The 21,829-nt window shown below is 60.2% G+C and carries 14 protein-coding genes and 2 tRNA genes; 12 read left to right on the top strand and 4 right to left on the bottom strand.

Annotated features, from left to right (window positions below):
- The first annotated feature begins 230 nt into the window (after window positions 1-230).
- The 3 genes from HNQ83_RS03720 to HNQ83_RS03710 all read left to right on the top strand — a co-directional run bounded on the left by HNQ83_RS03720 (window position 231) and on the right by HNQ83_RS03710 (window position 4,838).
- Complete coding sequence (locus tag HNQ83_RS03720; protein ID WP_175387722.1) at window positions 231-1,418, top strand: ATP phosphoribosyltransferase regulatory subunit; 1,188 nt, start codon at window positions 231-233, stop codon at window positions 1,416-1,418.
- 54 nt (window positions 1,419-1,472) lie between these two features.
- On the top strand, window positions 1,473-2,765 hold the full coding sequence (locus HNQ83_RS03715; protein WP_095192127.1) for an adenylosuccinate synthase: 1,293 nt from the start codon (window positions 1,473-1,475) through the stop codon (window positions 2,763-2,765).
- A 138-nt stretch (window positions 2,766-2,903) separates the two neighbouring features.
- The gene (locus tag HNQ83_RS03710; RefSeq protein ID WP_175387721.1) at window positions 2,904-4,838 is read left to right on the top strand and encodes a methyl-accepting chemotaxis protein; all 1,935 of its coding nucleotides are present in this window, start codon (window positions 2,904-2,906) and stop codon (window positions 4,836-4,838) included.
- 116 nt (window positions 4,839-4,954) lie between these two features.
- On the opposite strand, the gene HNQ83_RS03705 is transcribed toward HNQ83_RS03710, so the two are convergent.
- The 4 genes from HNQ83_RS03705 to HNQ83_RS03690 form a co-directional block, all read right to left on the bottom strand.
- Complete coding sequence (locus HNQ83_RS03705) at window positions 4,955-6,523, bottom strand: iron ABC transporter permease (protein ID WP_175387720.1); 1,569 nt, start codon at window positions 6,521-6,523, stop codon at window positions 4,955-4,957.
- Window positions 6,523-7,533: an extracellular solute-binding protein gene (locus HNQ83_RS03700; RefSeq protein ID WP_175387719.1), complete on the bottom strand. Its 1,011-nt coding sequence runs from the start codon at window positions 7,531-7,533 to the stop codon at window positions 6,523-6,525. The genes HNQ83_RS03705 and HNQ83_RS03700 overlap by 1 nt, the downstream gene beginning before the upstream one ends.
- A 281-nt stretch (window positions 7,534-7,814) precedes the next feature.
- Window positions 7,815-7,901 (bottom strand) — tRNA-Leu (locus HNQ83_RS03695).
- A gap of 166 nt (window positions 7,902-8,067) precedes the next feature.
- Window positions 8,068-8,154: transfer RNA gene (locus HNQ83_RS03690), tRNA-Leu, on the bottom strand.
- A gap of 225 nt (window positions 8,155-8,379) precedes the next feature.
- Between HNQ83_RS03690 and rnr the strand changes: the two genes are divergently transcribed.
- The 9 genes from rnr to HNQ83_RS03645 all read left to right on the top strand — a co-directional run bounded on the left by rnr (window position 8,380) and on the right by HNQ83_RS03645 (window position 21,825).
- Window positions 8,380-11,007 (top strand): ribonuclease R, encoded by a 2,628-nt coding sequence (gene rnr / locus HNQ83_RS03685; protein ID WP_175387718.1) that lies wholly within the window; start codon window positions 8,380-8,382, stop codon window positions 11,005-11,007.
- Entirely contained in the window at window positions 11,004-11,771 is a 768-nt protein-coding gene (gene rlmB / locus HNQ83_RS03680) for a 23S rRNA (guanosine(2251)-2'-O)-methyltransferase RlmB (RefSeq protein WP_175387717.1), read from the top strand. Before rnr ends, rlmB begins: the two co-directional genes overlap by 4 nt.
- 306 nt (window positions 11,772-12,077) lie before the next feature.
- Window positions 12,078-12,500 (top strand): 30S ribosomal protein S6, encoded by a 423-nt coding sequence (gene rpsF / locus HNQ83_RS03675; RefSeq protein ID WP_095192121.1) that lies wholly within the window; start codon window positions 12,078-12,080, stop codon window positions 12,498-12,500.
- Between the two features lie 28 nt (window positions 12,501-12,528).
- On the top strand, window positions 12,529-12,759 hold the full coding sequence (gene rpsR, locus HNQ83_RS03670; RefSeq protein ID WP_002551829.1) for a 30S ribosomal protein S18: 231 nt from the start codon (window positions 12,529-12,531) through the stop codon (window positions 12,757-12,759).
- Window positions 12,760-12,795: 36 nt separating this feature from the next.
- Window positions 12,796-13,689: a hypothetical protein gene (locus HNQ83_RS03665; protein ID WP_175387716.1), complete on the top strand. Its 894-nt coding sequence runs from the start codon at window positions 12,796-12,798 to the stop codon at window positions 13,687-13,689.
- A gap of 19 nt (window positions 13,690-13,708) precedes the next feature.
- A complete protein-coding gene (rplI, locus tag HNQ83_RS03660; protein ID WP_007939577.1) occupies window positions 13,709-14,155 on the top strand; it encodes a 50S ribosomal protein L9 in 447 nt (148 codons plus the stop codon).
- Window positions 14,156-14,288: 133 nt separating this feature from the next.
- Window positions 14,289-15,686: a replicative DNA helicase gene (dnaB, locus tag HNQ83_RS03655; protein ID WP_093227177.1), complete on the top strand. Its 1,398-nt coding sequence runs from the start codon at window positions 14,289-14,291 to the stop codon at window positions 15,684-15,686.
- A gap of 191 nt (window positions 15,687-15,877) precedes the next feature.
- The gene (locus HNQ83_RS03650; protein WP_175387715.1) at window positions 15,878-18,181 is read left to right on the top strand and encodes a YgiQ family radical SAM protein; all 2,304 of its coding nucleotides are present in this window, start codon (window positions 15,878-15,880) and stop codon (window positions 18,179-18,181) included.
- Window positions 18,182-18,549: 368 nt separating this feature from the next.
- A complete protein-coding gene (locus tag HNQ83_RS03645) occupies window positions 18,550-21,825 on the top strand; it encodes a transglutaminase family protein (RefSeq protein WP_175387714.1) in 3,276 nt (1,091 codons plus the stop codon).
- The last annotated feature ends 4 nt before the right edge of the window (window positions 21,826-21,829 follow it).

The raw sequence follows: 21,829 nt of genomic DNA, 5'->3' as shown, positions 1-21,829 counted from the left end.
GCAGCCGGGAAATTCCCGGCTTTTTTGCGTCTGCACGTTTGATTGCTGTTTTTGTGCAGGTGTCTGAGCTCAATGGCTCGACAGGTTTTACGAGGAAAGTGCTTGGCGAAGCCTATTGCAGGCTGTTCGCTTCGTCGCTCATGCGCGTGGTTTGTGCTGGGCCGATCATTTTCTGCTTCACTCAAGGCTCGCCCAAAGGCTTGCCGCCCGGATCATAGGGGAATGGCGTAATGGCAACGGTAGACCGCTGGCTGCTGCCAGATGGCATCGAAGAAGTACTGCCACCGGAAGCGGCGCGCATAGAAGTCGCGCGTCGTCAGGTGTTGGATCTGTTCCAGAGCTGGGGTTACGAGTTTGTCGTGACTCCCCATATCGAGTACCTGGAATCCCTGCTGACCGGCGCGGGCCAGGACCTGGATCTGCGTACCTTCAAGGTCATCGACCCGCAATCGGGTCGGCAGATGGGGTTCCGGGCCGACATCACGCCGCAAGTGGCCCGCATCGATGCGCATACCCTGCGTCGCGAAGGTCCGAACCGTCTGTGCTATGCCGGCAGCGTATTGCATGCCCAGCCGCGCGCCTTGTCGTCCTCGCGCAGCCCGATCCAGTTGGGTGCCGAGTTGTATGGCGATGCCAGCCCGAGCAGCGACGTCGAAGTCATCAGCCTGATGCTGGCCATGCTGCAGCTGGCCGATGTGCCGGACGTGCACATGGACCTGGGGCATGTGGGTATCTATCGCGGTCTTGCTCGCGCCGCCGGTTTGTCCGGTGAAGTTGAGCAACAGCTGTTCGATGCATTGCAACGTAAAGCCATCGATGAGGTCATTACCTTGACCGAAGGCTTGCCGGCCGATTTATCGGCCATGTTGCGGGCGTTGGTCGATCTGTGTGGCGGTCGCGAAGTACTGGTGGCTGCCCGTGAGCGTCTGGCCAAGGCTCCGGCCCCGGTTCTGGCGGCGCTGGACGACCTGCTGGCGATTGCCGAGCGCTTGTCCGTGCGTTTCCCGGAGCTGCCGCTGTATTTCGACCTCGGTGAATTGCGTGGTTACCACTACCACACTGGCGTAGTGTTCGCCGCATTCGTGCCGGGTGTAGGCCAGTCCATTGCCCAGGGCGGTCGTTACGACGACATCGGTGCCGACTTCGGTCGCGCCCGTCCGGCAACCGGTTTCTCTACCGATTTGAAAACCCTGGTGACCCTGGGGCGTGCTGAGATCGAGCTACCGTCTGGCGGTATCTGGATGCCTGACAGTACGGATGCGGCACTCTGGCAGCAGGTTTGCCAGTTGCGCAGTGAGGGTCAGCGTGTCGTTCAGGCCTTGCCTGGACAACCTTTGGCCGCCGCCCGTGAAGCGGACTGCGACCGGCAATTGATTCAGCAGAACGGGCTTTGGCAAGTATCGCCACTGGCTTCTTGAGTTTTCCTGCCGGCCACCGCCGGCACCAAGTTTGCGCGAATGAGGACAAGTGTTATGGGTAAGAATGTCGTAGTCCTGGGCACCCAGTGGGGTGATGAGGGCAAAGGCAAGATCGTTGATCTGCTGACCGAACATGCTGCCGCCGTAGTGCGCTACCAGGGTGGCCACAACGCTGGCCACACCCTGGTGATCGACGGCGAAAAAACCGTCTTGCACCTGATCCCGTCGGGCGTGCTGCGCGAAGGCGTGCAGTGCCTGATCGGCAACGGCGTGGTGGTTGCACCTGACGCCCTGCTGCGGGAAATCAACAAGTTGGAAGAGAAAGGCGTGCCGGTGCGCGAGCGCCTGCGCATCAGCCCTTCCTGCCCGCTGATCCTGTCCTACCACGTAGCGCTGGACCAGGCCCGTGAAAAGGCCCGTGGCGAACTGAAGATCGGCACCACCGGTCGCGGCATCGGCCCGGCTTACGAAGACAAGGTTGCACGTCGCGGTCTGCGCATCGGTGACCTGTTCCATCGCGAGCGTTTCGCCGCCAAGCTGGGCGAGTTGCTGGACTACCACAACTTCGTACTGGTCAATTACTACAAAGAGCCTGCAATCGACTTCCAGAAGACTCTGGACGAGTGCATGGAGTACGCCGAGCTGCTCAAGCCGATGATGCTGGACGTCACCGCCGAGCTGCACCAACTGCGTCGCGCTGGCAAGGACATCATGTTCGAAGGCGCCCAAGGCTCCCTGCTGGACATCGACCACGGTACCTACCCGTACGTCACCAGCTCCAACACCACCGCGGGCGGCATCGCCACCGGTTCGGGTGTCGGCCCGATGTTCCTGGACTACATCCTCGGCATCACCAAGGCTTACACCACCCGCGTCGGTTCGGGCCCGTTCCCGACTGAGCTGTTCGACGACGTTGGCGCGTTCCTGGCCAAGCGTGGTCACGAGTTCGGTGCAACCACCGGCCGTGCCCGTCGTTGCGGCTGGTTCGACGCCGTCATCCTGCGTCGCGCCATCGACGTCAACAGCATCTCGGGCCTGTGCCTGACCAAGCTGGACGTGCTGGACGGCCTGGAAACCATCAACATCTGTGTTGGCTACAAGAACCAGGACGGTGCAGTCATCGACGCGCCGACCGACGCCGACAGCTACATCGGCCTGGAGCCTGTGTACGAAGAGATGCCAGGCTGGAAAGAGTCCACCCTCGGTGCCAAGACTCTGGAAGAGCTGCCACAGGCTGCGCGCAACTACATCAAGCGCGTCGAAGAGTTGGTCGGTGCGCCGATCGACATTATTTCGACGGGCCCGGACCGCAACGAAACCATCGTTCTGCGTCACCCGTTCGCTTGATAAGTCGTTGATGTAAAACACAAAGGCCCCTTAATCGGGGCCTTTGTCGTTTATGTCTGTAGGACGGCATGACCTTTGCTGTAAGAATTGCTTCTGGCGAGCCATCAATTTAATGGCGCTCATGCAGAGGGATTTCCAGTGTCGGCCGTTCTCTCACTGTTACAAAGCCGTCTTTTGCGGCCTGTGTTCGTTACTCTCGGTATCGCCCTTTTGGTGCAAGTGCTGGTGGCTGTTGCTCTGACCCGGAGCACGGTGACCGCGCTGGAAGCCGATCTGGGTGTGCGCCTGGGTGCTGACAGTCAAAAACTTTCCGGCGAACTCGAGCAGGCGGGGCGTGAAGTCACGTCGAGCCTCGACAGTCTCTCCACCAGCACGCGCCAACGCCTCACGGCCGGTTTGTCCTCGCGACTGGAGGAGGAGCAGGCGCAATTGCGCGCGACTCTGGAAAAGGACTTGAAGGACTCCGCCAACGATATGGCGCAGCTTCTGGCTTCGGTCGCGCCCCGCGCCATGTGGGACAGCGACGTCCCGACCCTCTCTGAATTTGCCCGCCGGGCGCAGCGCAATCCCAATGTTCTCTTCGTGGTCTACGACGATGCGACGGGCCAACACCTGACGCGCTATTTGAATCGGGAAAACCCGATCAACAAAGCCTTGCTGGAGAAGGGGCAGGGCGAGCGGGCGCTGGACAAGGTGCTGGACGCGGCGAAGAACGATCCTTCGGTCTACTACCTGGAAGCCTCAATCAATCCAAACGGCGTGGAAATCGGCAAGGTGTTGATGGGGGTCTCCACCGCCTCGGTGGAAACTGACCTGGCGGCCCTCGACAAGCGCTTCTCGGCCTTGATCGCCAGCAGTGATCAGTTGGTAGGTGACAGCCTCAAGGGTGCGGCGGCGGATAGCGCGACAGCCATGCGTGCGCGGCTGCAATCGGCGCAATCCACGGCGGCTGAAATGAAAGCCAACACCACCAGCACGGTGCAGGAAGCAGCGGCTACATTGCGCTGGCGCATCGGTATGGGCTTGGCGGTGGTGGGCGCCGGCGTGTTGCTGTTGCTCGCCGTGGTGCTGGGACGTCGGGTGGTCAATCGCTTGAAAATGCTGATTGGCGCCATGGATGACCTGGCGGCTGGCGAAGGCGATCTGACCAAGCGTGTGCAGATCAATAGCCAGGACGAAATCGGCGATATGGCCTCGGCGGTCAATCGCTTTGTGGATAAGTTGCAGCCGATTGTGCGTGAGGCGGGTGACGTGGCCCAGCGCACGGGTGTGGAAATCGGTGCCATGACCTTGCGCAATGCCGGGGCCGACGCGGCTGCGGGCATGCAGCGCGATGAAGTGGCCGAGAGTCTGCGTGCGTTGTCGCAAATGGCGGATGAGGCTCAGTCCGAAAGTCAGGCTATGCAGGCAGCGTTGAAACAGGTGGTGGATATTCGTCAGGCCACCGATGAAAACACTCGAACCTCGGCGAAAGTCGGCAGCCTGATCGAGGCCTTGGCCGGGCAGGTCGATACCGGTGCGCAGGTGATTGAGCGACTGGCGCAACAGAGTGAGCAGATTGAAGTGGTATTGACGGTCATCCACGGAATCGCCGAACAAACCAACCTGCTGGCATTGAACGCGGCCATTGAGGCGGCGCGAGCGGGTGAGACCGGTCGCGGGTTTGCTGTGGTGGCCGATGAAGTGCGGGCGCTGGCCAGCAAGACCCAGAGTTCTACGGGTGATATTCAGGCGCACATCGTGGCACTGCAGCAAGGTGCGCGTGAGGCGGTGGCGGCGATCGGGCAGGCGGGGCGCCAGGCCAACGAAGGTTTGCTGGTGTTGCGTGACAGTGCGCGGTTGCAGCAATCGGTGCAGGCGTCGGTGGAGCAGGTGCATGCGGCAATTGGTCTGGCGACCCAAGCCGCGGCGCATCAGGCGCAGGGGGCTCAGGCGGTGCGTGGCCGGGTCGAGACTATTCATGCGCAGGCCGAGAAAGCGGCCCGGGCGGTGGTGGAAACCACGGCCAGCGGCAAGGTGCTGGATGGGTTGGCGGCGCAGTTGAAGGCGAGCCTGGGGCAGTTCAGGGCTTAAGTCTTGCGTTGTCTCTGCTGACGCCTTCGCGAGCAAGCCCGCTCCCACATTCGACCGCGTTCCTTCAGAGGGAAATGCGATCAAATGTGGGAGCGGGCTTGCTCGCGAAAGCGCTTTCAGCGGCTCAGATACATCCGCGTCGTCAGCAGATAGACCGGCAACCCCGACACCAATATCAACAACGCCGCATAAGGCGCCGCTGCCGCAAATTCCACATTCGCGGTATGTGCCCAGACTTCCGTCGCCAAGGTGTTGAGCCCGGTCGGGCTCAACAGCAGCGTCGCCGTCAGCTCTTTCATTGCATCCAGAAACACCAGGGCAAAGGCTGCGCCCAGTGCCGGGAAAATGATCGGTAATGTGATCCGGCAAAATGCGCTGAACGAGGACGCGCCCAAGGTGCGTGCAGCCTCTTCCAATTGCGGTGCGGCCTTGTTCAGCGCTGTGCGGATCGGCGCCTGGGCCAATGGCAAAAACAGTAGCGCATAAGCGATCAGCAGCAGTGCCGATGTCTGGTACAGCGCCGGCAAATAGTGCAGGGCGAAGTACACCAGGGTCAGGGCGATCACCAGGCCTGGCAAGGCATGCAGCAGATACGGCAGGCGTTCAGCCCAGATTGCCAATCGGCCTTTATAGCGCACCACCAACAGTCCCACTGGCACCGCGAGTACCAGGCATAGCGCTGCGCCACCCAGCGATAAAGCCAGGGACGACAGCAGTGCCTCGCCAATGGCGGCCACCGGGAAAGCGGCCGATGAGCCCACGGCCAGCCAGTAAGCCAGCATGCCCAGCGGAATGCCGCTGCCGACGATTGCCAGCAACAGGCAATACAGTTGCCCTGCCACTGCCCAGGGCCCCAGTCGAACCTGCTCCGCCTGGCGCGCCGCACCCTGTCCGGTGCGCACGTGTCGGCCCTTGCCGCGAACCCGCAGTTCCAGCCACAGCAGCATCAGGCACAGCAACAACAGCACCGCCGAAAGCATGGCTGCGTTGGCGTTGCTGAACTCCAGTTCGAACTGTTGATAGATCGCGGTGGTGAAGGTTTGCAGGCCAATGATCGACAGCGCGCCGAACTCCACCAGCATGTGCAGGGCGATCAGCAGGGAGCCTGCGAGTAATGAGGGCCAGAGCAGGGGGAGGGTGACTTTGAAAAATACGCCCCAGCGATTCTGTCCCAGTGTGCGCGCGGACTCTTCCAGGGAGGGGTCGAGGTTGCGCAGCGTCGCCGCCACCGGCAAGAAAATCAGCGGGTATTTGGAAAGAGTCATCACCAAAATCGCCCCGCCCAGGCCTTCGAACTGTGCGCTGAGCGAAACCCATGTGAAGCTGCTGACAAACGCTGGTACGGCGAATGGCAAACATAGAATCACACCCCACAACCGCCGTCCTGGCAGGTTGCTGCGTTCCAGTAGCCATGCCAAAGACAGGCCGATCACGCCGCAGGCCAGCGTAACGCCGACCATCAGTGCCAGGGTGTTGCGCAGCAGGCCGAACACATATGGCCGCCACAGTAGGTGCAACGCTTCGGCCCAGCCCGCTTGCCAGGCCTTGAGCCCGACATAGGCCAGCGGCAGCAGGCTGAGCACCACCAACAGCAGTACCGGCAGCACCAGCCAGATTGACGGTCGCTTGCGTCGCGGCACGTAACCGCCGTGCGCGGCGGCTGGGGCGGGCAATGAAGTGCTCATCAGTTCAGGCCAACGTCGCGTTCCAGGTCCAGGGCCTCTTCGGCGTTGCCGAGGTCGGCTGGCGTGACCTTCGGTGCTTCCAGTTCACTGAAGGGCTTGAGACCGCGATCCGATTCCATGCCTTTGTGCAGCGGGTATTCGGCGGTGGTCTGGGTGATCACGCGTTGGCCCTCTTCGCTCGCCATGTAAGCAAGCAGTTGCTGGGCTTCTGTTGGATGTTTGCTGGATTTCAGCACGGCGGCACTGGACACGGTGATCAGTCCGCCGACGTCGCCACCAGTGAAGTAGTGCAGTTTCGAATCGAGCTGGCCTTTTTCGCGTTGCAGGGCGAACCAGTAGTAGTTGTTGACCAGTACGGTGGCCACTTCGCCATTTTCCACGGCTTTGAGCGCAACCATATTGTTGCTGTAGGTCTTGCCGAATGCGCGCAGCCCGGTGAGCCATTCTTCGGCGGCGTCCATGCCGTGCACCTTGATGATTGCGACCGCCTGTTCCTGGAAGGCGCCACTGGTGGGCACGAAGCCGACCTTGCCTTGCCATTTCGGATCGGAGAACTCCATGACCGACTTCGGCAGATCTTTTTCGTCGATCAGTTTCGGGTTAAAGGCGACCACCCGCACCCGGGCGGTCACGCCGATCCAGGTGCCATTACCGGCAACGTATTCCTTGGGTAATACCGCCAGGGTGGTGTCATCAGCCTGGGCGAGCAAACCTTGTTCGCCAAGTTTGTTCAGGGGTGGCGATTCTTCGGTGTAGATCACATCGGCAGGCGAGCGATCTCCTTCCTCGACGATCTGGCTGGCCAGCTGGTTGCTGCTGCCTTTGCGGACATTGACGTGAATGCCGGTCTTGGCTTCGAAGGCCTTGGCGACAGCGTCACCGACTTCTTTGTGTTGGCCGTTGTAGAGCGTCAGGGAAACCGGGTCGGCGGCTTGGGTGAGGGGAGTGGCGAGTGCCAGGCCGAGCAGGGTCATGGTCAGGCCGCGGCGCAGGGTATTTCGAAGCATCATTCGCAGGGTTCCTCACTGTCGCATTGCAAAAACTTGCAACAATGATAAACGATATTGTTTCTCAAATGCGCGCTGCAAGCCTGGCAAATGGTGCAGGAGCGAGCTTGCTCGCGATGGGCGTGAACGAAAACGAGGGGTGTCTGGAGAAGTGCGTTGCCTGTTCCTTTATCGCGAGCAGGGCTCACTCCTACAGGGAGGGGCGTTTTTTCGAACCCCGGAAACGCAAAAACCCGCTTTCGCGGGTTTCTGTGAAATTCAAGGTCGTAACCTTGAATTTGAATTGGTGCCCAGAAGAAGACTCGAACTTCCACGGCCGTAAGGCCACCAGCACCTGAAGCTGGCGTGTCTACCAATTTCACCATCTGGGCATTCATCTTCAGCGTTGCCGCTGTTGATGTGGCGCACTATACGGAGAGTATTTTTATCTGTAAACCCCTGATTTAAATTTATTAAATCAGAGGCTTAGAATGCAAAAAACCCGCTTTCGCGGGTTTTGTGTGAGCCTTGAAATTGAACTAATCTCAAGCTCGAAATTGGTGCCCAGAAGAAGACTCGAACTTCCACGACCGTAAGGTCACCAGCACCTGAAGCTGGCGTGTCTACCAATTTCACCATCTGGGCAGTATCGGCAACGTTGTCCGTCGTCGATGGCGCGCACTATACGGAGCGTCTTTTTAACTGTAAACCCCCGGCACCAAAAAAACCTGGAAAATTTCACCAGCGGTCTGCAAAACAGCTTTGAGGTGTCGATACAGGGCTTTAGATGGGTCGTCTTAGCCTGAAATTTCCCGTTTCATGATGCCTATGCCAAACTAACCCGCATATAGACAAGGTGAAAACTCTCTAATGGCCGATTGGCAATCCCTCGATCCCGAGGCCGCTCGTGAAGCGGAAAAATATGAAAACCCCATTCCTAGCCGCGAACTGATCCTTCAGCATCTTGCTGACCGGGGTTCGCCTGCTAACCGCGAGCAATTGGTCGAAGAGTTTGGTCTGACCACCGAAGACCAGATCGAAGCCCTGCGTCGCCGCCTGCGCGCCATGGAGCGCGATGCTCAACTCATCTATACCCGTCGTGGCACGTATGCGCCGGTGGACAAGCTTGACCTGATCCTGGGCCGCATCAGCGGTCACCGCGACGGTTTCGGCTTCCTGGTGCCGGACGACGGCAGTGACGACCTGTTCATGAGCCCGGCGCAAATGCGTCTGGTGTTCGATGGTGACCGTGCCCTGGCCCGTGTCTCCGGCCTGGATCGTCGCGGTCGCCGCGAAGGCATGATTGTCGAAGTGGTGTCCCGTGCTCACGAAAGCATCGTCGGCCGCTACTTCGAAGAAGGCGGTATTGGTTTCGTTGTTGCCGACAACCCGAAGATCCAGCAGGAAGTGCTGGTGACGCCAGGTCGTAACGCCAACGCCCAGATTGGTCAGTTCGTCGAAGTGAAGATCACTCACTGGCCGACGCCACGCTTCCAGCCGCAAGGCGACGTGGTTGAAGTCGTGGGTAACTACATGGCGCCGGGCATGGAAATCGATGTCGCCCTGCGCACCTATGACATTCCTCACGTCTGGCCTGATGCCGTGCTCAAGGAAGCCGGCAAGCTCAAGCCGGAAGTCGAAGAGAAGGACAAAGAGAAACGCATCGATCTGCGTCATCTGCCGTTCGTCACCATCGACGGCGAGGATGCGCGCGACTTCGATGACGCGGTTTACTGCGAAGCCCGGCCCGGCAAGCTGCGCCTGTTCTCCGGTGGCTGGAAGTTGTACGTGGCGATTGCCGACGTATCCAGCTACGTGAAACTCGGTTCGGCACTCGATGCCGAAGCCCAGGTTCGCGGTAACTCGGTGTACTTCCCTGAGCGCGTGATCCCGATGCTGCCAGAGCAGCTGTCCAACGGCCTGTGCTCGCTGAACCCGCAAGTCGATCGTCTGGCCATGGTTTGCGAGATGACCATCTCCAAATCCGGCGAAATGACCGACTACTGCTTCTACGAAGCGGTGATCCACTCCCATGCGCGTCTGACCTACAACAAGGTCAGCGCCATGCTCGAAACGCCGAAAGCCACCGAAGCGCGCAAGCTGCGTGGCGAGTACACCGACGTAGTGCCGCATCTCAAGCAACTGTACGCGTTGTACAAAGTGCTGCTGGCAGCCCGTCATGTGCGTGGCGCGATCGATTTCGAAACCCAGGAAACCCGGATCATCTTCGGCTCCGAGCGCAAGATCGCCGAAATCCGGCCGACCGTGCGCAACGATGCGCACAAGCTGATCGAGGAATGCATGCTGGCGGCCAACGTGGCCACCGCCGAATTCCTGAAAAAGCACGAAATTCCTGCGCTGTACCGCGTTCACGATGGCCCGCCACCTGAGCGTCTGGAAAAACTCCGTGCCTTCCTTGGCGAGCTCGGTCTGTCCCTGCACAAAGGCAAGGATGGCCCGTCGCCGAAGGACTATCAGGCACTGCTGGCCGGTATCAAGGATCGTCCGGATTTCCATCTGATCCAGACCGTCATGCTGCGTTCGTTGAGTCAGGCGGTGTACAGCGCCGATAACCAGGGCCACTTCGGCCTGAATTATGAGGCTTACACCCACTTCACCTCGCCGATCCGCCGCTACCCGGACTTGCTCACGCATCGGGCGATCCGCAGCGTCATCCATTCGAAGCAGGACACCCCGCACGTTCGCCGTGCCGGTGCGATGACCATTCCGAAGGCACGCATCTATCCGTACGACGAAGCGGCGCTGGAGCAACTGGGCGAGCAATGCTCGATGAGCGAGCGTCGTGCCGACGAAGCGACCCGTGACGTCGTGAACTGGCTCAAGTGCGAGTACATGAAGGATCGCGTGGGCGAATCGTTCCTGGGCGTCATCACGGCGGTCACCGGTTTCGGTCTGTTTGTCGAGCTGACGGATATTTACGTCGAGGGTCTGGTGCACGTCACCGCGCTGCCGGGCGATTACTACCACTTCGATCCTGTGCACCACCGCCTGGCCGGTGAGCGTACCGGTCGCAGCTTCCGCCTTGGCGACACCGTTGAAGTGCGGGTCATGCGCGTCGATCTCGACGAGCGCAAGATCGACTTCGAGATGGCCGAAAAAACCCTCACCGCGCCGATAGGTCGCAAGAAGCGTGGCAGCGAAACCGCCGCTCCTGCGGCAAAGACCGCTGCAGAGCCCGCGCCGGCGAAAACCGGTCGTCGTCCCGCCAAGGAGAAGGCTGTCGAGGCCTATCGCCCGAGCGATGCGGCGGCAAAAAACGCCGAAGTGCGCAAAAGTCGTGAAATGAAGAAGGCCTTGCTGGCCGACGCGAAAAGCGGCGGTAAAGCGGCGTCTGGGGGAAAGACCGGACGGTCGGCGCCTGACAAGGCCGTCGGCGGCAAGCCAGCCAAACCGAGCAAACATCGTAAAGGCCCGCCAAAAGCGGGCTCGGCCCCAGCCAAAAGCGGCGGGGCGCGTAAACCTAAGGCCAAGTCATGAGTCAGTTGGAAAAAATCTACGGCGTACACGCTGTCGAAGCGTTGCTGCGTCACCACCCGAAACGCGTCAAGCAGATCTGGCTGGCCGAAGGCCGCGGTGATCCTCGGGTGCAGACCTTGATCGAACTGGCCAACGAAAATCGTGTCCAGGTCGGCCAGGCCGAACGTCGTGAAATGGACGCCTGGGTCGAGGGTGTGCATCAGGGCGTGGTCGCGGATGTCAGTCCGAGCCAGGTCTGGGGCGAGGCGATGCTCGACGAGCTGCTTGATCGCACCGAAGGCGCGCCGTTGTTGCTGGTGCTCGACGGCGTGACCGATCCGCACAACCTCGGCGCCTGCCTGCGTTCTGCCGATGCGGCGGGTGCGCTGGCGGTGATCGTGCCTAAGGACAAGTCCGCAACCCTGACGCCGGTAGTGCGAAAGGTTGCCTGCGGTGCGGCGGAAGTGATTCCGCTGGTCGCCGTGACCAACCTGGCGCGCACCCTGGAAAAGCTCCAGCAGCGCGGCTTGTGGATCGTTGGCGCGGCAGGGGAGGCAGAGGTCAGCCTTTATGAGCAGGACCTCACCGGCCCGACCATTCTCATCATGGGTGCCGAAGGCAAGGGCATGCGCCGCCTGACCCGCGAACATTGCGATTACCTGGTGCATCTGCCGATGGCCGGTAGCGTCAGCAGTCTCAACGTGTCGGTGGCGACCGGCGTCTGCCTGTTCGAAGCGCAGCGTCAACGTGGCGCGAAGGCCGCAGCGGCAGCCAAGAAGTCCTGAGTCGGTTGTAGTCCCTGTGGGAGCGAGCCTGCTCGCGAAAGCGGAGTAACATTCAGCATCAATGTTGAATGTTATGCCCCCTTCGCGAGCGGGCTCGCTCCCATAGTGGTTTTGTATCTGGGTGATGATCGGTGGTTGTTCAAATAATCACCAATTACCTTGCGCCTCCCACGCCCCTTCTCTACAATTGCGCCCCTTGCTGTGACGGCAGGCGCGCATGTGCCTTACCCACGCAAGTCCATAAGTGTCATTCACTCCTTGTCTGACCGCTTTTGAGCGGCAGGCTACAACCCGTAAGGAGCATTCATGCGTCATTACGAAATCATCTTTTTGGTCCACCCGGATCAAAGCGAGCAAGTCGGCGGCATGGTTGAGCGTTACACCAAGCTGATCGAAGAAGACGGCGGCAAAATCCACCGTCTGGAAGATTGGGGCCGTCGTCAACTGGCCTACGCAATCAACAATGTTCACAAGGCTCACTACGTGATGCTGAACGTTGAGTGCACCGGCAAGGCCCTGGCCGAGCTGGAAGACAACTTCCGCTACAACGATGCAGTGATCCGTAACCTGGTCATCCGTCGCGAAGAAGCCGTTACCGGCCAATCCGAGATGCTCAAGGCTGAAGAAAACCGCAGTGAGCGCCGTGAGCGTCGCGACCGTCCTGAGCACTCCGACGCTGAAGGCGTTGAGGGTGATGACAGCGACAACAGCGATAACGCTGACGAGTAATCCACGGACCTTTTAAGGAGCCTATCAAATGGCACGTTTCTTCCGTCGTCGTAAATTCTGCCGCTTCACCGCTGAAGACGTGAAAGAGATCGATTACAAAGATCTCAACACTCTGAAAGCCTACGTATCCGAGACCGGCAAAATCGTTCCAAGCCGCATCACCGGTACCAAAGCTCGTTATCAGCGTCAGCTGGCCACCGCTATCAAGCGCGCCCGCTTCCTGGCCCTGCTGGCCTACACCGACAGCCACGGCCGCTGAGACCGGGTAGTCGACTCGTAGCAAAGGATTGAATGTATGCGTGCCTTGGCTGAGTTCATCATGCGGGGCCGTATGCAGGCCACTCTGGTAGTGGCTGGATGCGCGGCATTGCCGTTGTTGTATTGGTTGGGTGCTGCCGCCGGATGCCTTGTGCTCCTGCGGCGCGGATTGAAGGACGCCTTGGGCGTTCTTGCTCTGGGAATGCTGCCAGCTTTGATCTGGTGGCTTTACTCCGACGACCCACGGGCACTTCTGGTGCTGCTGGGGTCTGCGAGCCTTGCGTTGGTTTTGCGCGCAAGCGAGTCCTGGAACCGCGTGCTGCTGGTCAGCATAGCGATGGGAGTGGTGTTTTCAGTGGTGCTGGGGACGGCTTTTGGTCCCCAGATCGAGATGCTGGCGCAGGCTTTGATCAAGGTCATGCCGTCGCTACTCGGTGAGGTCTACCAGAAGATGTCGGTAGACGAGCAAGCGCGATTCGCGTCCCTGATTGCACCTATCCTGACCGGCCTGATAGCGGCCTTGTTGCAAATCGTCAGTGTGCTGAGCCTGATTGTCGGGCGCTACTGGCAGGCGTTGTTGTACAACCCCGGTGGTTTCGGTCGCGAGTTTCGCGCCGTCCGAATCCCGCTGGGGCCCGCGATGTTGCTGCTGGCGGGCATGGTTGTGACACCGAATCTCGGTGTCCAGATGTCCATGCTTGTGCCGTTATGCAGCGTACCGCTGGTTTTCGCCGGGCTGGCCCTGATTCACGGGCTGGTGGCGCAAAAGCGGCTGGCCAGGTTCTGGCTGGTGGGGTTGTACGTCACGCTGTTGCTGTTCATGCAGCTGATCTATCCGTTGCTGGTGGTCTTGGCCATCGTCGACAGCCTGATTGATTTTCGCGGTCGTCTGGCGCCGAAAGACGCCGATAACGCGAACGGTGAAGGTTAAAAGTTAAGAGGATTTTCACATGCAACTGATCCTTCTGGAAAAAGTCACCAACCTGGGCAACCTGGGTGACAAAGTGAACGTTAAGGCTGGTTACGGTCGTAACTACCTGCTGCCTTACGGCAAAGCTACCGCTGCGACCCCAGCCAACCTGGCTGCGTTCGAAGAGCGTCGCGCTGAGCTGGAAAAAGCTGCAGCAGACCGTAAAGCATCGGCTGAAAGCCGCGCTGCCCAACTGGCTGAGCTGGAAGTGACCATCACTGCCACCGCTGGTGACGAAGGCAAGCTGTTTGGTTCGATCGGCACCCACGACATCGCTGATGCACTGACCGCCTCTGGCGTTGAAGTTGCAAAAAGCGAAGTTCGTCTGCCGAACGGCACCATCCGCAACGTAGGTGAATTCGACGTAGCCGTGCACCTGCACGCCGAAGTTGAAGCCACCGTACGCGTTGTCGTGGTAGCAGCTTAAGCAGCACTTGTCGGCTGGCACCCTCGGGTGCTTGCCGGTAACATCGGGCACGATCCTGTTTACAGGTCGTGCCCTTTGTCTTTCTGGTAACTTCCGTTTTTAAACCCCTGCTTCCCCAAACAACCAAGTGGCCATGAACGAAATTTCCGCTCCCGAGCAATACGATCTGCAAACTGCCGCGCTGAAGGTGCCGCCGCATTCCATCGAAGCCGAACAGGCTGTGCTCGGTGGTCTGATGCTGGACAACAACGCCTGGGAGCGCGTGCTCGATCAAGTCTCCGACGGTGATTTCTATCGACATGACCACCGCCTGATTTTCCGCGCGATCGCCAAACTGGCTGATCAGAACATGCCGATCGACGTCGTGACCCTGTCCGAGCAACTGGACAAGGAAGGTCAGACGTCGCAGGTCGGCGGCCTCGGTTATCTGGGCGAACTGGCGAAAAACACGCCGTCCGTCGCCAACATCAAGGCCTATGCGCAGATCGTTCGCCAGCGCGCGACCCTGCGCCAGCTGATTGGTATCAGCACCGAGATTGCCGACAGCGCCTTCAACCCGGAAGGCCGTACCGCTGAAGAGATCCTCGATGAAGCTGAACGCCAGATCTTCCAGATCGCCGAGGCCCGGCCAAAAACCGGCGGCCCGGTGGGTGTGAATGAGCTGCTGACCAAAGCCATCGATCGCATCGACACCCTGTTCAACACCGATAACGCCATCACTGGCCTGTCCACGGGCTACACCGACCTCGACGAGAAGACCAGCGGCCTGCAACCGGCTGACCTGATCATCGTCGCCGGCCGTCCGTCCATGGGTAAGACCACCTTTGCGATGAACCTGGTGGAAAACGCCGTACTGCGCAGCGAGAAGGCTGTACTGGTTTACTCGCTGGAGATGCCAGGCGAATCGCTGATCATGCGTATGCTCTCGTCCCTCGGCCGTATCGACCAGACCAAGGTCCGTTCCGGCCAGCTGGAAGATGACGATTGGCCGCGCCTGACGTCGGCGGTCAACCTGCTCAACGACCGCAAGCTGTTCATCGACGATACCGCCGGCATCAGCCCGTCGGAAATGCGTGCGCGGACCCGACGCCTGGTGCGTGAACACGGCGACGTCGGCCTGATCATGATCGACTACCTGCAACTGATGCAGATTCCGGGTTCCAGCGGTGACAACCGGACCAACGAGATTTCCGAAATCTCCCGGTCCCTGAAGGCCCTGGCCAAGGAATTCAACTGCCCGGTGGTGGCCTTGTCCCAGCTCAACCGTTCCCTGGAGCAGCGGCCGAACAAGCGCCCGGTGAACTCCGACTTGCGGGAATCCGGAGCGATCGAGCAGGACGCCGACGTGATCATGTTCGTGTACCGCGACGAGGTGTATCACCCGGAAACCGAGCACAAAGGCATTGCCGAGATCATCATCGGCAAGCAGCGGAACGGTCCGATCGGGTTTATCCGGTTGGCGTTCATCGGTAAATACACCCGATTCGAGAACCTGGCGCCGGGTAGTTATAACTTCGACGATGATGAATAAAATATTTGTCGTCTGAGCTGGCCCCTTCGCGAGCAGGCTCGCTCCCACCCTGGAGTGCATTCCTATGTGGGAGCGAGCCTGCTCGCGATTGGGACGACTCCAATTTCCGACCATAGCCGTCGGAATTGATCAAAATTTGTGCTATATTCCGCGCCCGCGAAATTCAATGAAAGCCAACACCGGTTATCGACATGCAAGCAGCCAAGCCGTTATTTGACTATCCAAAGTACTGGGCCGAATGTTTCGGGCCAGCGCCATTCCTGCCCATGAGCAGGGAGGAGATGGATCAGCTCGGCTGGGATTCCTGCGACATCATCATCGTCACCGGTGATGCCTACGTCGATCACCCGTCGTTCGGCATGGCGATTATCGGCCGGCTGCTGGAGTCCCAGGGCTTCCGCGTCGGGATCATCGCCCAGCCGAACTGGCAGTCCAAAGACGATTTCATGAAGCTTGGCGAGCCGAACCTGTTCTTCGGCGTCGCTGCCGGCAACATGGACTCGATGATCAACCGCTACACCGCCGACAAGAAAATCCGTTCCGATGACGCCTACACGCCGGGTGGCCTGGCGGGCAAGCGTCCGGATCGCGCAAGCCTGGTCTACAGCCAGCGCTGCAAGGAAGCCTACAAGCACGTGCCGATCGTGCTCGGCGGTATCGAAGCGTCCCTGCGCCGCATCGCTCACTACGATTACTGGCAGGACCGGGTCCGCAACTCGATCCTGATCGACGCCAGCGCCGACATCCTGCTGTACGGCAACGCCGAGCGCGCCATTGTCGAAGTCGCCCAGCGCCTGTCCTACGGCCACAAGATCGAAGACATCACTGATGTGCGCGGCACTGCGTTCATCCGTCGCGACACGCCGAAAGACTGGTACGAAGTCGACTCCACGCGCATCGACCGTCCGGGCAAGATCGACAAGATCATCAACCCGTACGTGAACACCCAGGACACCCAAGCCTGTGCCATTGAGCAGGAAAAAGGTCCGGTTGAAGACCCGAACGAAGCCAAGGTCGTGCAGATCCTGGCCAGCCCGAAGATGACCCGCGACAAGACTGTGATTCGTCTGCCGTCGGTTGAGAAGGTGCGCAACGACGCGGTGCTCTACGCCCACGCCAACCGTGTGCTGCACCTGGAAACCAACCCGGGCAACGCCCGGGCGCTGGTGCAGAAGCATGGCGAAGTCGATGTCTGGTTCAACCCGCCACCGATTCCGATGACCACTGAAGAAATGGACTACGTGTTCGGCATGCCTTATCAGCGCATTCCGCACCCGGCTTACGGCAAGGAAAAAATCCCGGCCTACGAGATGATCCGTTTTTCGGTGAACATCATGCGTGGCTGTTTCGGCGGTTGCACGTTCTGCTCGATCACCGAGCACGAAGGCCGCATCATCCAGAACCGTTCCGAAGAGTCGATCATTCGCGAGATCGAAGAAATTCGCGACAAGGTTCCGGGTTTTACCGGCGTGATTTCCGACCTCGGTGGCCCGACCGCGAACATGTACCGTATCGCCTGCAAGAGCCCGGAAATTGAATCCGCGTGCCGCAAGCCGTCCTGCGTGTTCCCTGGCATCTGCCCGAACCTGAACACCGACCACTCGTCGCTGATCCAGTTGTATCGCAGTGCCCGTGCCTTGCCGGGTGTGAAGAAGATCCTGATCGCCTCCGGCCTGCGCTACGACCTCGCGGTGGAGTCGCCGGAGTACGTCAAGGAGCTGGTGACCCACCACGTGGGTGGCTACCTGAAGATCGCCCCGGAACACACCGAGGAAGGTCCGCTCAACCAGATGATGAAACCGGGCATCGGCAGCTATGACAAGTTCAAGCGCATGTTCGAGAAGTACTCCAAGGAAGCGGGGAAAGAGCAGTACCTGATTCCGTACTTCATCGCCGCCCACCCGGGCACCACCGACGAAGACATGATGAACCTGGCCCTGTGGCTCAAGGGCAACGGTTTCCGCGCCGATCAGGTGCAGGCGTTCTACCCGTCGCCGATGGCCACCGCCACCGCGATGTACCATTCGGGTAAGAACCCGCTGCGCAAAGTGACCTACAAGAGCGACGCGGTCACCATCGTCAAAAGCGAAGAGCAACGTCGCCTGCACAAGGCATTCCTGCGCTATCACGACCCGAAAGGTTGGCCGATGCTGCGTGAAGCATTGATCCGCATGGGCCGCAGCGACCTGATCGGGCCGGGCAAGAACCAGTTGATCCCGCTGCACCAGCCGTCCACCGACAGCTACCAGAGTGCCCGTCGCAAGAACTCGACGCCAGCTGGTAGCCATAAAGTGGCAGGGGAAAAGACCACCAAGATCCTGACTCAGCACACTGGCCTGCCACCGCGCGCCAGCGATGGCGGCAACCCGTGGGACAAGCGTGAACAGGCCAAGGCAGCGGCATTTGCCCGCAACCAGCAGGCGGCCAAGGAGCGCAAGGACGCTGCCAAAGGCAAGGGACCCAAGCCTGCACGCAAGCCTGTCGTACCGCGCTAAACCTCGCTTGAGCTGAACAGAACGCCAACCTTCGGGTTGGCGTTTTGCGTTTCTGGGCCTCGGAAACCGGGTATGGGATCGGACACTGTGTTAGGGCACCCGGCCTCTTCGCGAGCAGGTTCGCTCCCACATTGGAATGCATTTCCCTGTGGGAGCGAGCCTGCTCGCGAAAGAGCCGCTGCGGTCACCAAACAACCTCCTGGATGAACTCGCCGCCACAAATACGTGCAACTCCCGCCAACCATTTTCCCGCATTGCCCGAATTTGGTGCTGTACTGCCTCCTGTTACCGGAGAAAGCGCCATGACCGCTGGATGGCATAAGTCTTGCGCGCTTTCGAATACGCTCAAGGCTCGCAGGAGGCACGCCGTGTCGATTCATGTCGCATTGCACCACGTCACCCATTACCGCTACGACCGCGCCGTCGAGCTCGGTCCGCAGATCGTTCGCCTGCGCCCGGCCGCCCACAGTCGCACGCGGATACTCTCCTATGCGCTGAAAGTCTCGCCCGAGCAGCACTTCATCAACTGGCAACAAGACCCGCAGGGTAATTACCTGGCGCGGTTGGTGTTCCCGGAGAATACCGATGAGCTGCGGATCGAAGTCGATTTGCTGGCGGAAATGGCGATCTTCAATCCCTTCGACTTCTTCCTCGAACCCTACGCAGAAAAAATCCCGTTCACCTATGCCGCGGACGAACGCAAGGAACTGGCGCCGTACCTCGAAACCTTGCCCCTGACGCCCAAGTTCCAGGCCTATCTGGACGGTATCGATCGCACGCCCCTGCCTGCGGTGGATTTTCTCGTTGCACTCAACCAACGCCTTAGCGAAGACATCGACTATCTGATTCGCATGGAACCGGGTGTGCAAACACCCGAGTACACCCTCGAACAGGCCTCCGGTTCGTGCCGCGATTCGGCGTGGTTGCTGGTGCAACTGCTGCGCAACCTCGGGCTGGCCGCGCGTTTCGTCTCGGGCTATCTGATCCAGTTGACCGCCGATGTGAAGAGTCTCGACGGCCCTTCGGGCACTGAAGTGGATTTCACCGACCTGCATGCCTGGTGCGAGGTGTACTTGCCTGGCGCGGGCTGGATCGGCCTGGATGCGACATCGGGGCTGTTTGCCGGTGAAGGGCATATTCCGTTGGCCTGTAGTCCCGATCCGTCCTCTGCGGCACCCATCAGTGGTCTGGTGGAGCCTTGCGAGTGCGAGTTCAGCCACGAAATGTCGGTGGAGCGGATTTGGGAAGCACCGCGGGTAACCAAGCCCTACACCGAGGCGCAATGGCTGGCGATTCAGGGGTTGGGGCGGCAGATCGATGCCGACCTGCTGGAAGGCGACGTGCGCCTCACCATGGGCGGTGAGCCGACCTTCGTGTCCATTGATGACCCGGATGGTGCCGAGTGGAACACGGCGGCACTGGGGCCGAACAAGCGCCGGCTATCCGCCGAACTGTTCCAGCGCATGCGTCAACGCTATGCCCCTCAGGGGTTGGTGCACTTCGGCCAGGGCAAGTGGTACCCCGGCGAGCAATTACCGCGTTGGTCGCTCAATTGCTACTGGCGTCGCGACGGTGTGCCGATCTGGCGCAACGGTGCGCTGATCGCCGACGAACAGGAAGATTATGGCGCCAATGGCGAGTTAGCCGGACGTTTCCTGGCCAGTGTCGCCGAACGCCTGAAGATTCCGACACGTTTTGTCTTTCCAGCCTACGAAGACAATTTCTATTACCTCTGGCGCGAAGGTACGTTGCCGCTGAATGTCAGCGCCGAAGACTCGCGTCTGGAAGAGCCGATGGAGCGTGCGCGACTGCGCAAAGTCTTCAACCAGGGGTTGGACAAGGTCATCGGTCAGGTGCTGCCGCTGGCGCGTACTGCCAAGGGCGATCAGTGGCAAAGCGGACGCTGGTATCTGCGCGACGAACACTGCCGCCTGGTACCGGGGGATTCGCCGCTGGGCTATCGGCTGCCTCTCGGTTCACAACCCTGGGTGAAGGCGGCGGAATATCCGTTCATTCATTCGCAGGATCCGAATCAGGAATTCCCGTCGTTGCCCGACACTGCGCAATTGAACGAGCATGGCGAGCCTGTCGAGGCGCAGGAACGCACGCCGAAAATCGACGAGTCCGCCGACTGGCTGACCCGCACTGCGTTCTGTGCCGAGGCGCGGGAAGGTCGGTTGTATCTGTTCATGCCGCCGCTGGAACGGGTTGAGGATTATCTGGAGCTGGTCGCTGCCATCGAAGCCACTGCTGAGGAACTGCATTGCCCGGTGTTGCTGGAAGGCTATGAGCCGCCGAGCGATCCGCGTCTGAGCAATTTTCGCATCACCCCTGATCCGGGGGTGATCGAGGTCAACGTGCAGCCATCCGCGACCTGGGATGAACTGGTCGAGCGCACTGAATTTCTCTACGAAGAAGCCCGCCAGACCCGTCTGTCCACGGAAAAATTCATGATCGATGGCCGCCACACTGGCACCGGTGGCGGTAACCATTTCGTACTGGGCGGCGCGACACCGGCTGACTCACCGTTTCTGCGTCGGCCGGATTTGCTGCGCAGCCTGATCAGCTACTGGCACAACCACCCGTCGTTGTCCTACCTGTTTTCCGGTCTGTTCATCGGCCCGACTTCGCAAGCGCCACGTGTTGATGAGGCGCGCAACGACAGCTTGTACGAGCTGGAAATCGCCTTTGCGCAGATGCCGGAACCCGGTGAGGAGTGCCCGCCGTGGCGGGTCGACCGATTGCTGCGCAATCTGCTGATCGACGTCACTGGCAACACCCATCGTGCCGAGTTCTGCATCGACAAGCTGTATTCGCCGGATGGCGCGACGGGACGCCTCGGCTTGTTGGAGCTGCGCGCCTTTGAAATGCCACCCCATGCGCGCATGAGCCTTGCTCAGCAATTGTTACTGCGAGCGCTGGTCGCACGATTCTGGCGTGAGCCTTACGCACCACCGAAACTGGCGCGTTGGGGCACCGAACTGCATGACCGGTTCTTGTTGCCGCATTTTATCGAACAGGACTTCGCCGACGTGATCGTCGACCTCAATGCCGCCGGTTATCCGGTGCGGGCCGAGTGGTTTGCGGCGCATCTGGAGTTTCGCTTTCCCAAGGTGGGCGATTACGCCGTCAATGGCATCGCACTGGAACTGCGTCAAGCGCTCGAGCCGTGGCATGTGCTGGGCGAGGAGGGCGCGGTCGGTGGCACGGTGCGGTATGTGGATTCGTCCCTGGAACGCTTGCAGGTCAAGCTCAGCGGCCTGCCGCCTCAGCGCTATCTGCTGACTTGCAACGGCATTCCGGTGCCCTTGCAGCCCACTGGGCGTGTAGGTGAATTCGTCGCTGGCGTGCGATTCCGCGCCTGGCAACCGGCGAATTGTCTGCAGCCGACCATCCCGGTTCACGCGCCGCTGGTGTTCGACCTGCTCGACACCTGGATGGGGCGTTCGCTGGGCGGTTGCCAATATCACGTGGCCCATCCTGGCGGACGCAACTACGAGACCTTGCCGGTGAATGCCAATGAAGCCGAGAGCCGACGCATGGCGCGTTTTTTCCGTGTCGGACACACGCCGGGGAAACTTCCCATACCGCTGCTGGAAATTAACGACGAGCTACCGATGACGCTCGATTTACGACGTTTCTAAACCG

The organism is Pseudomonas sp. C2B4, from assembly GCF_013359695.1.
GTDB lineage: Bacteria > Pseudomonadota > Gammaproteobacteria > Pseudomonadales > Pseudomonadaceae > Aquipseudomonas.
Note: the sequence above shows the minus strand (reverse complement) of the source record. Positions and strands in the feature narration are given on the sequence as shown.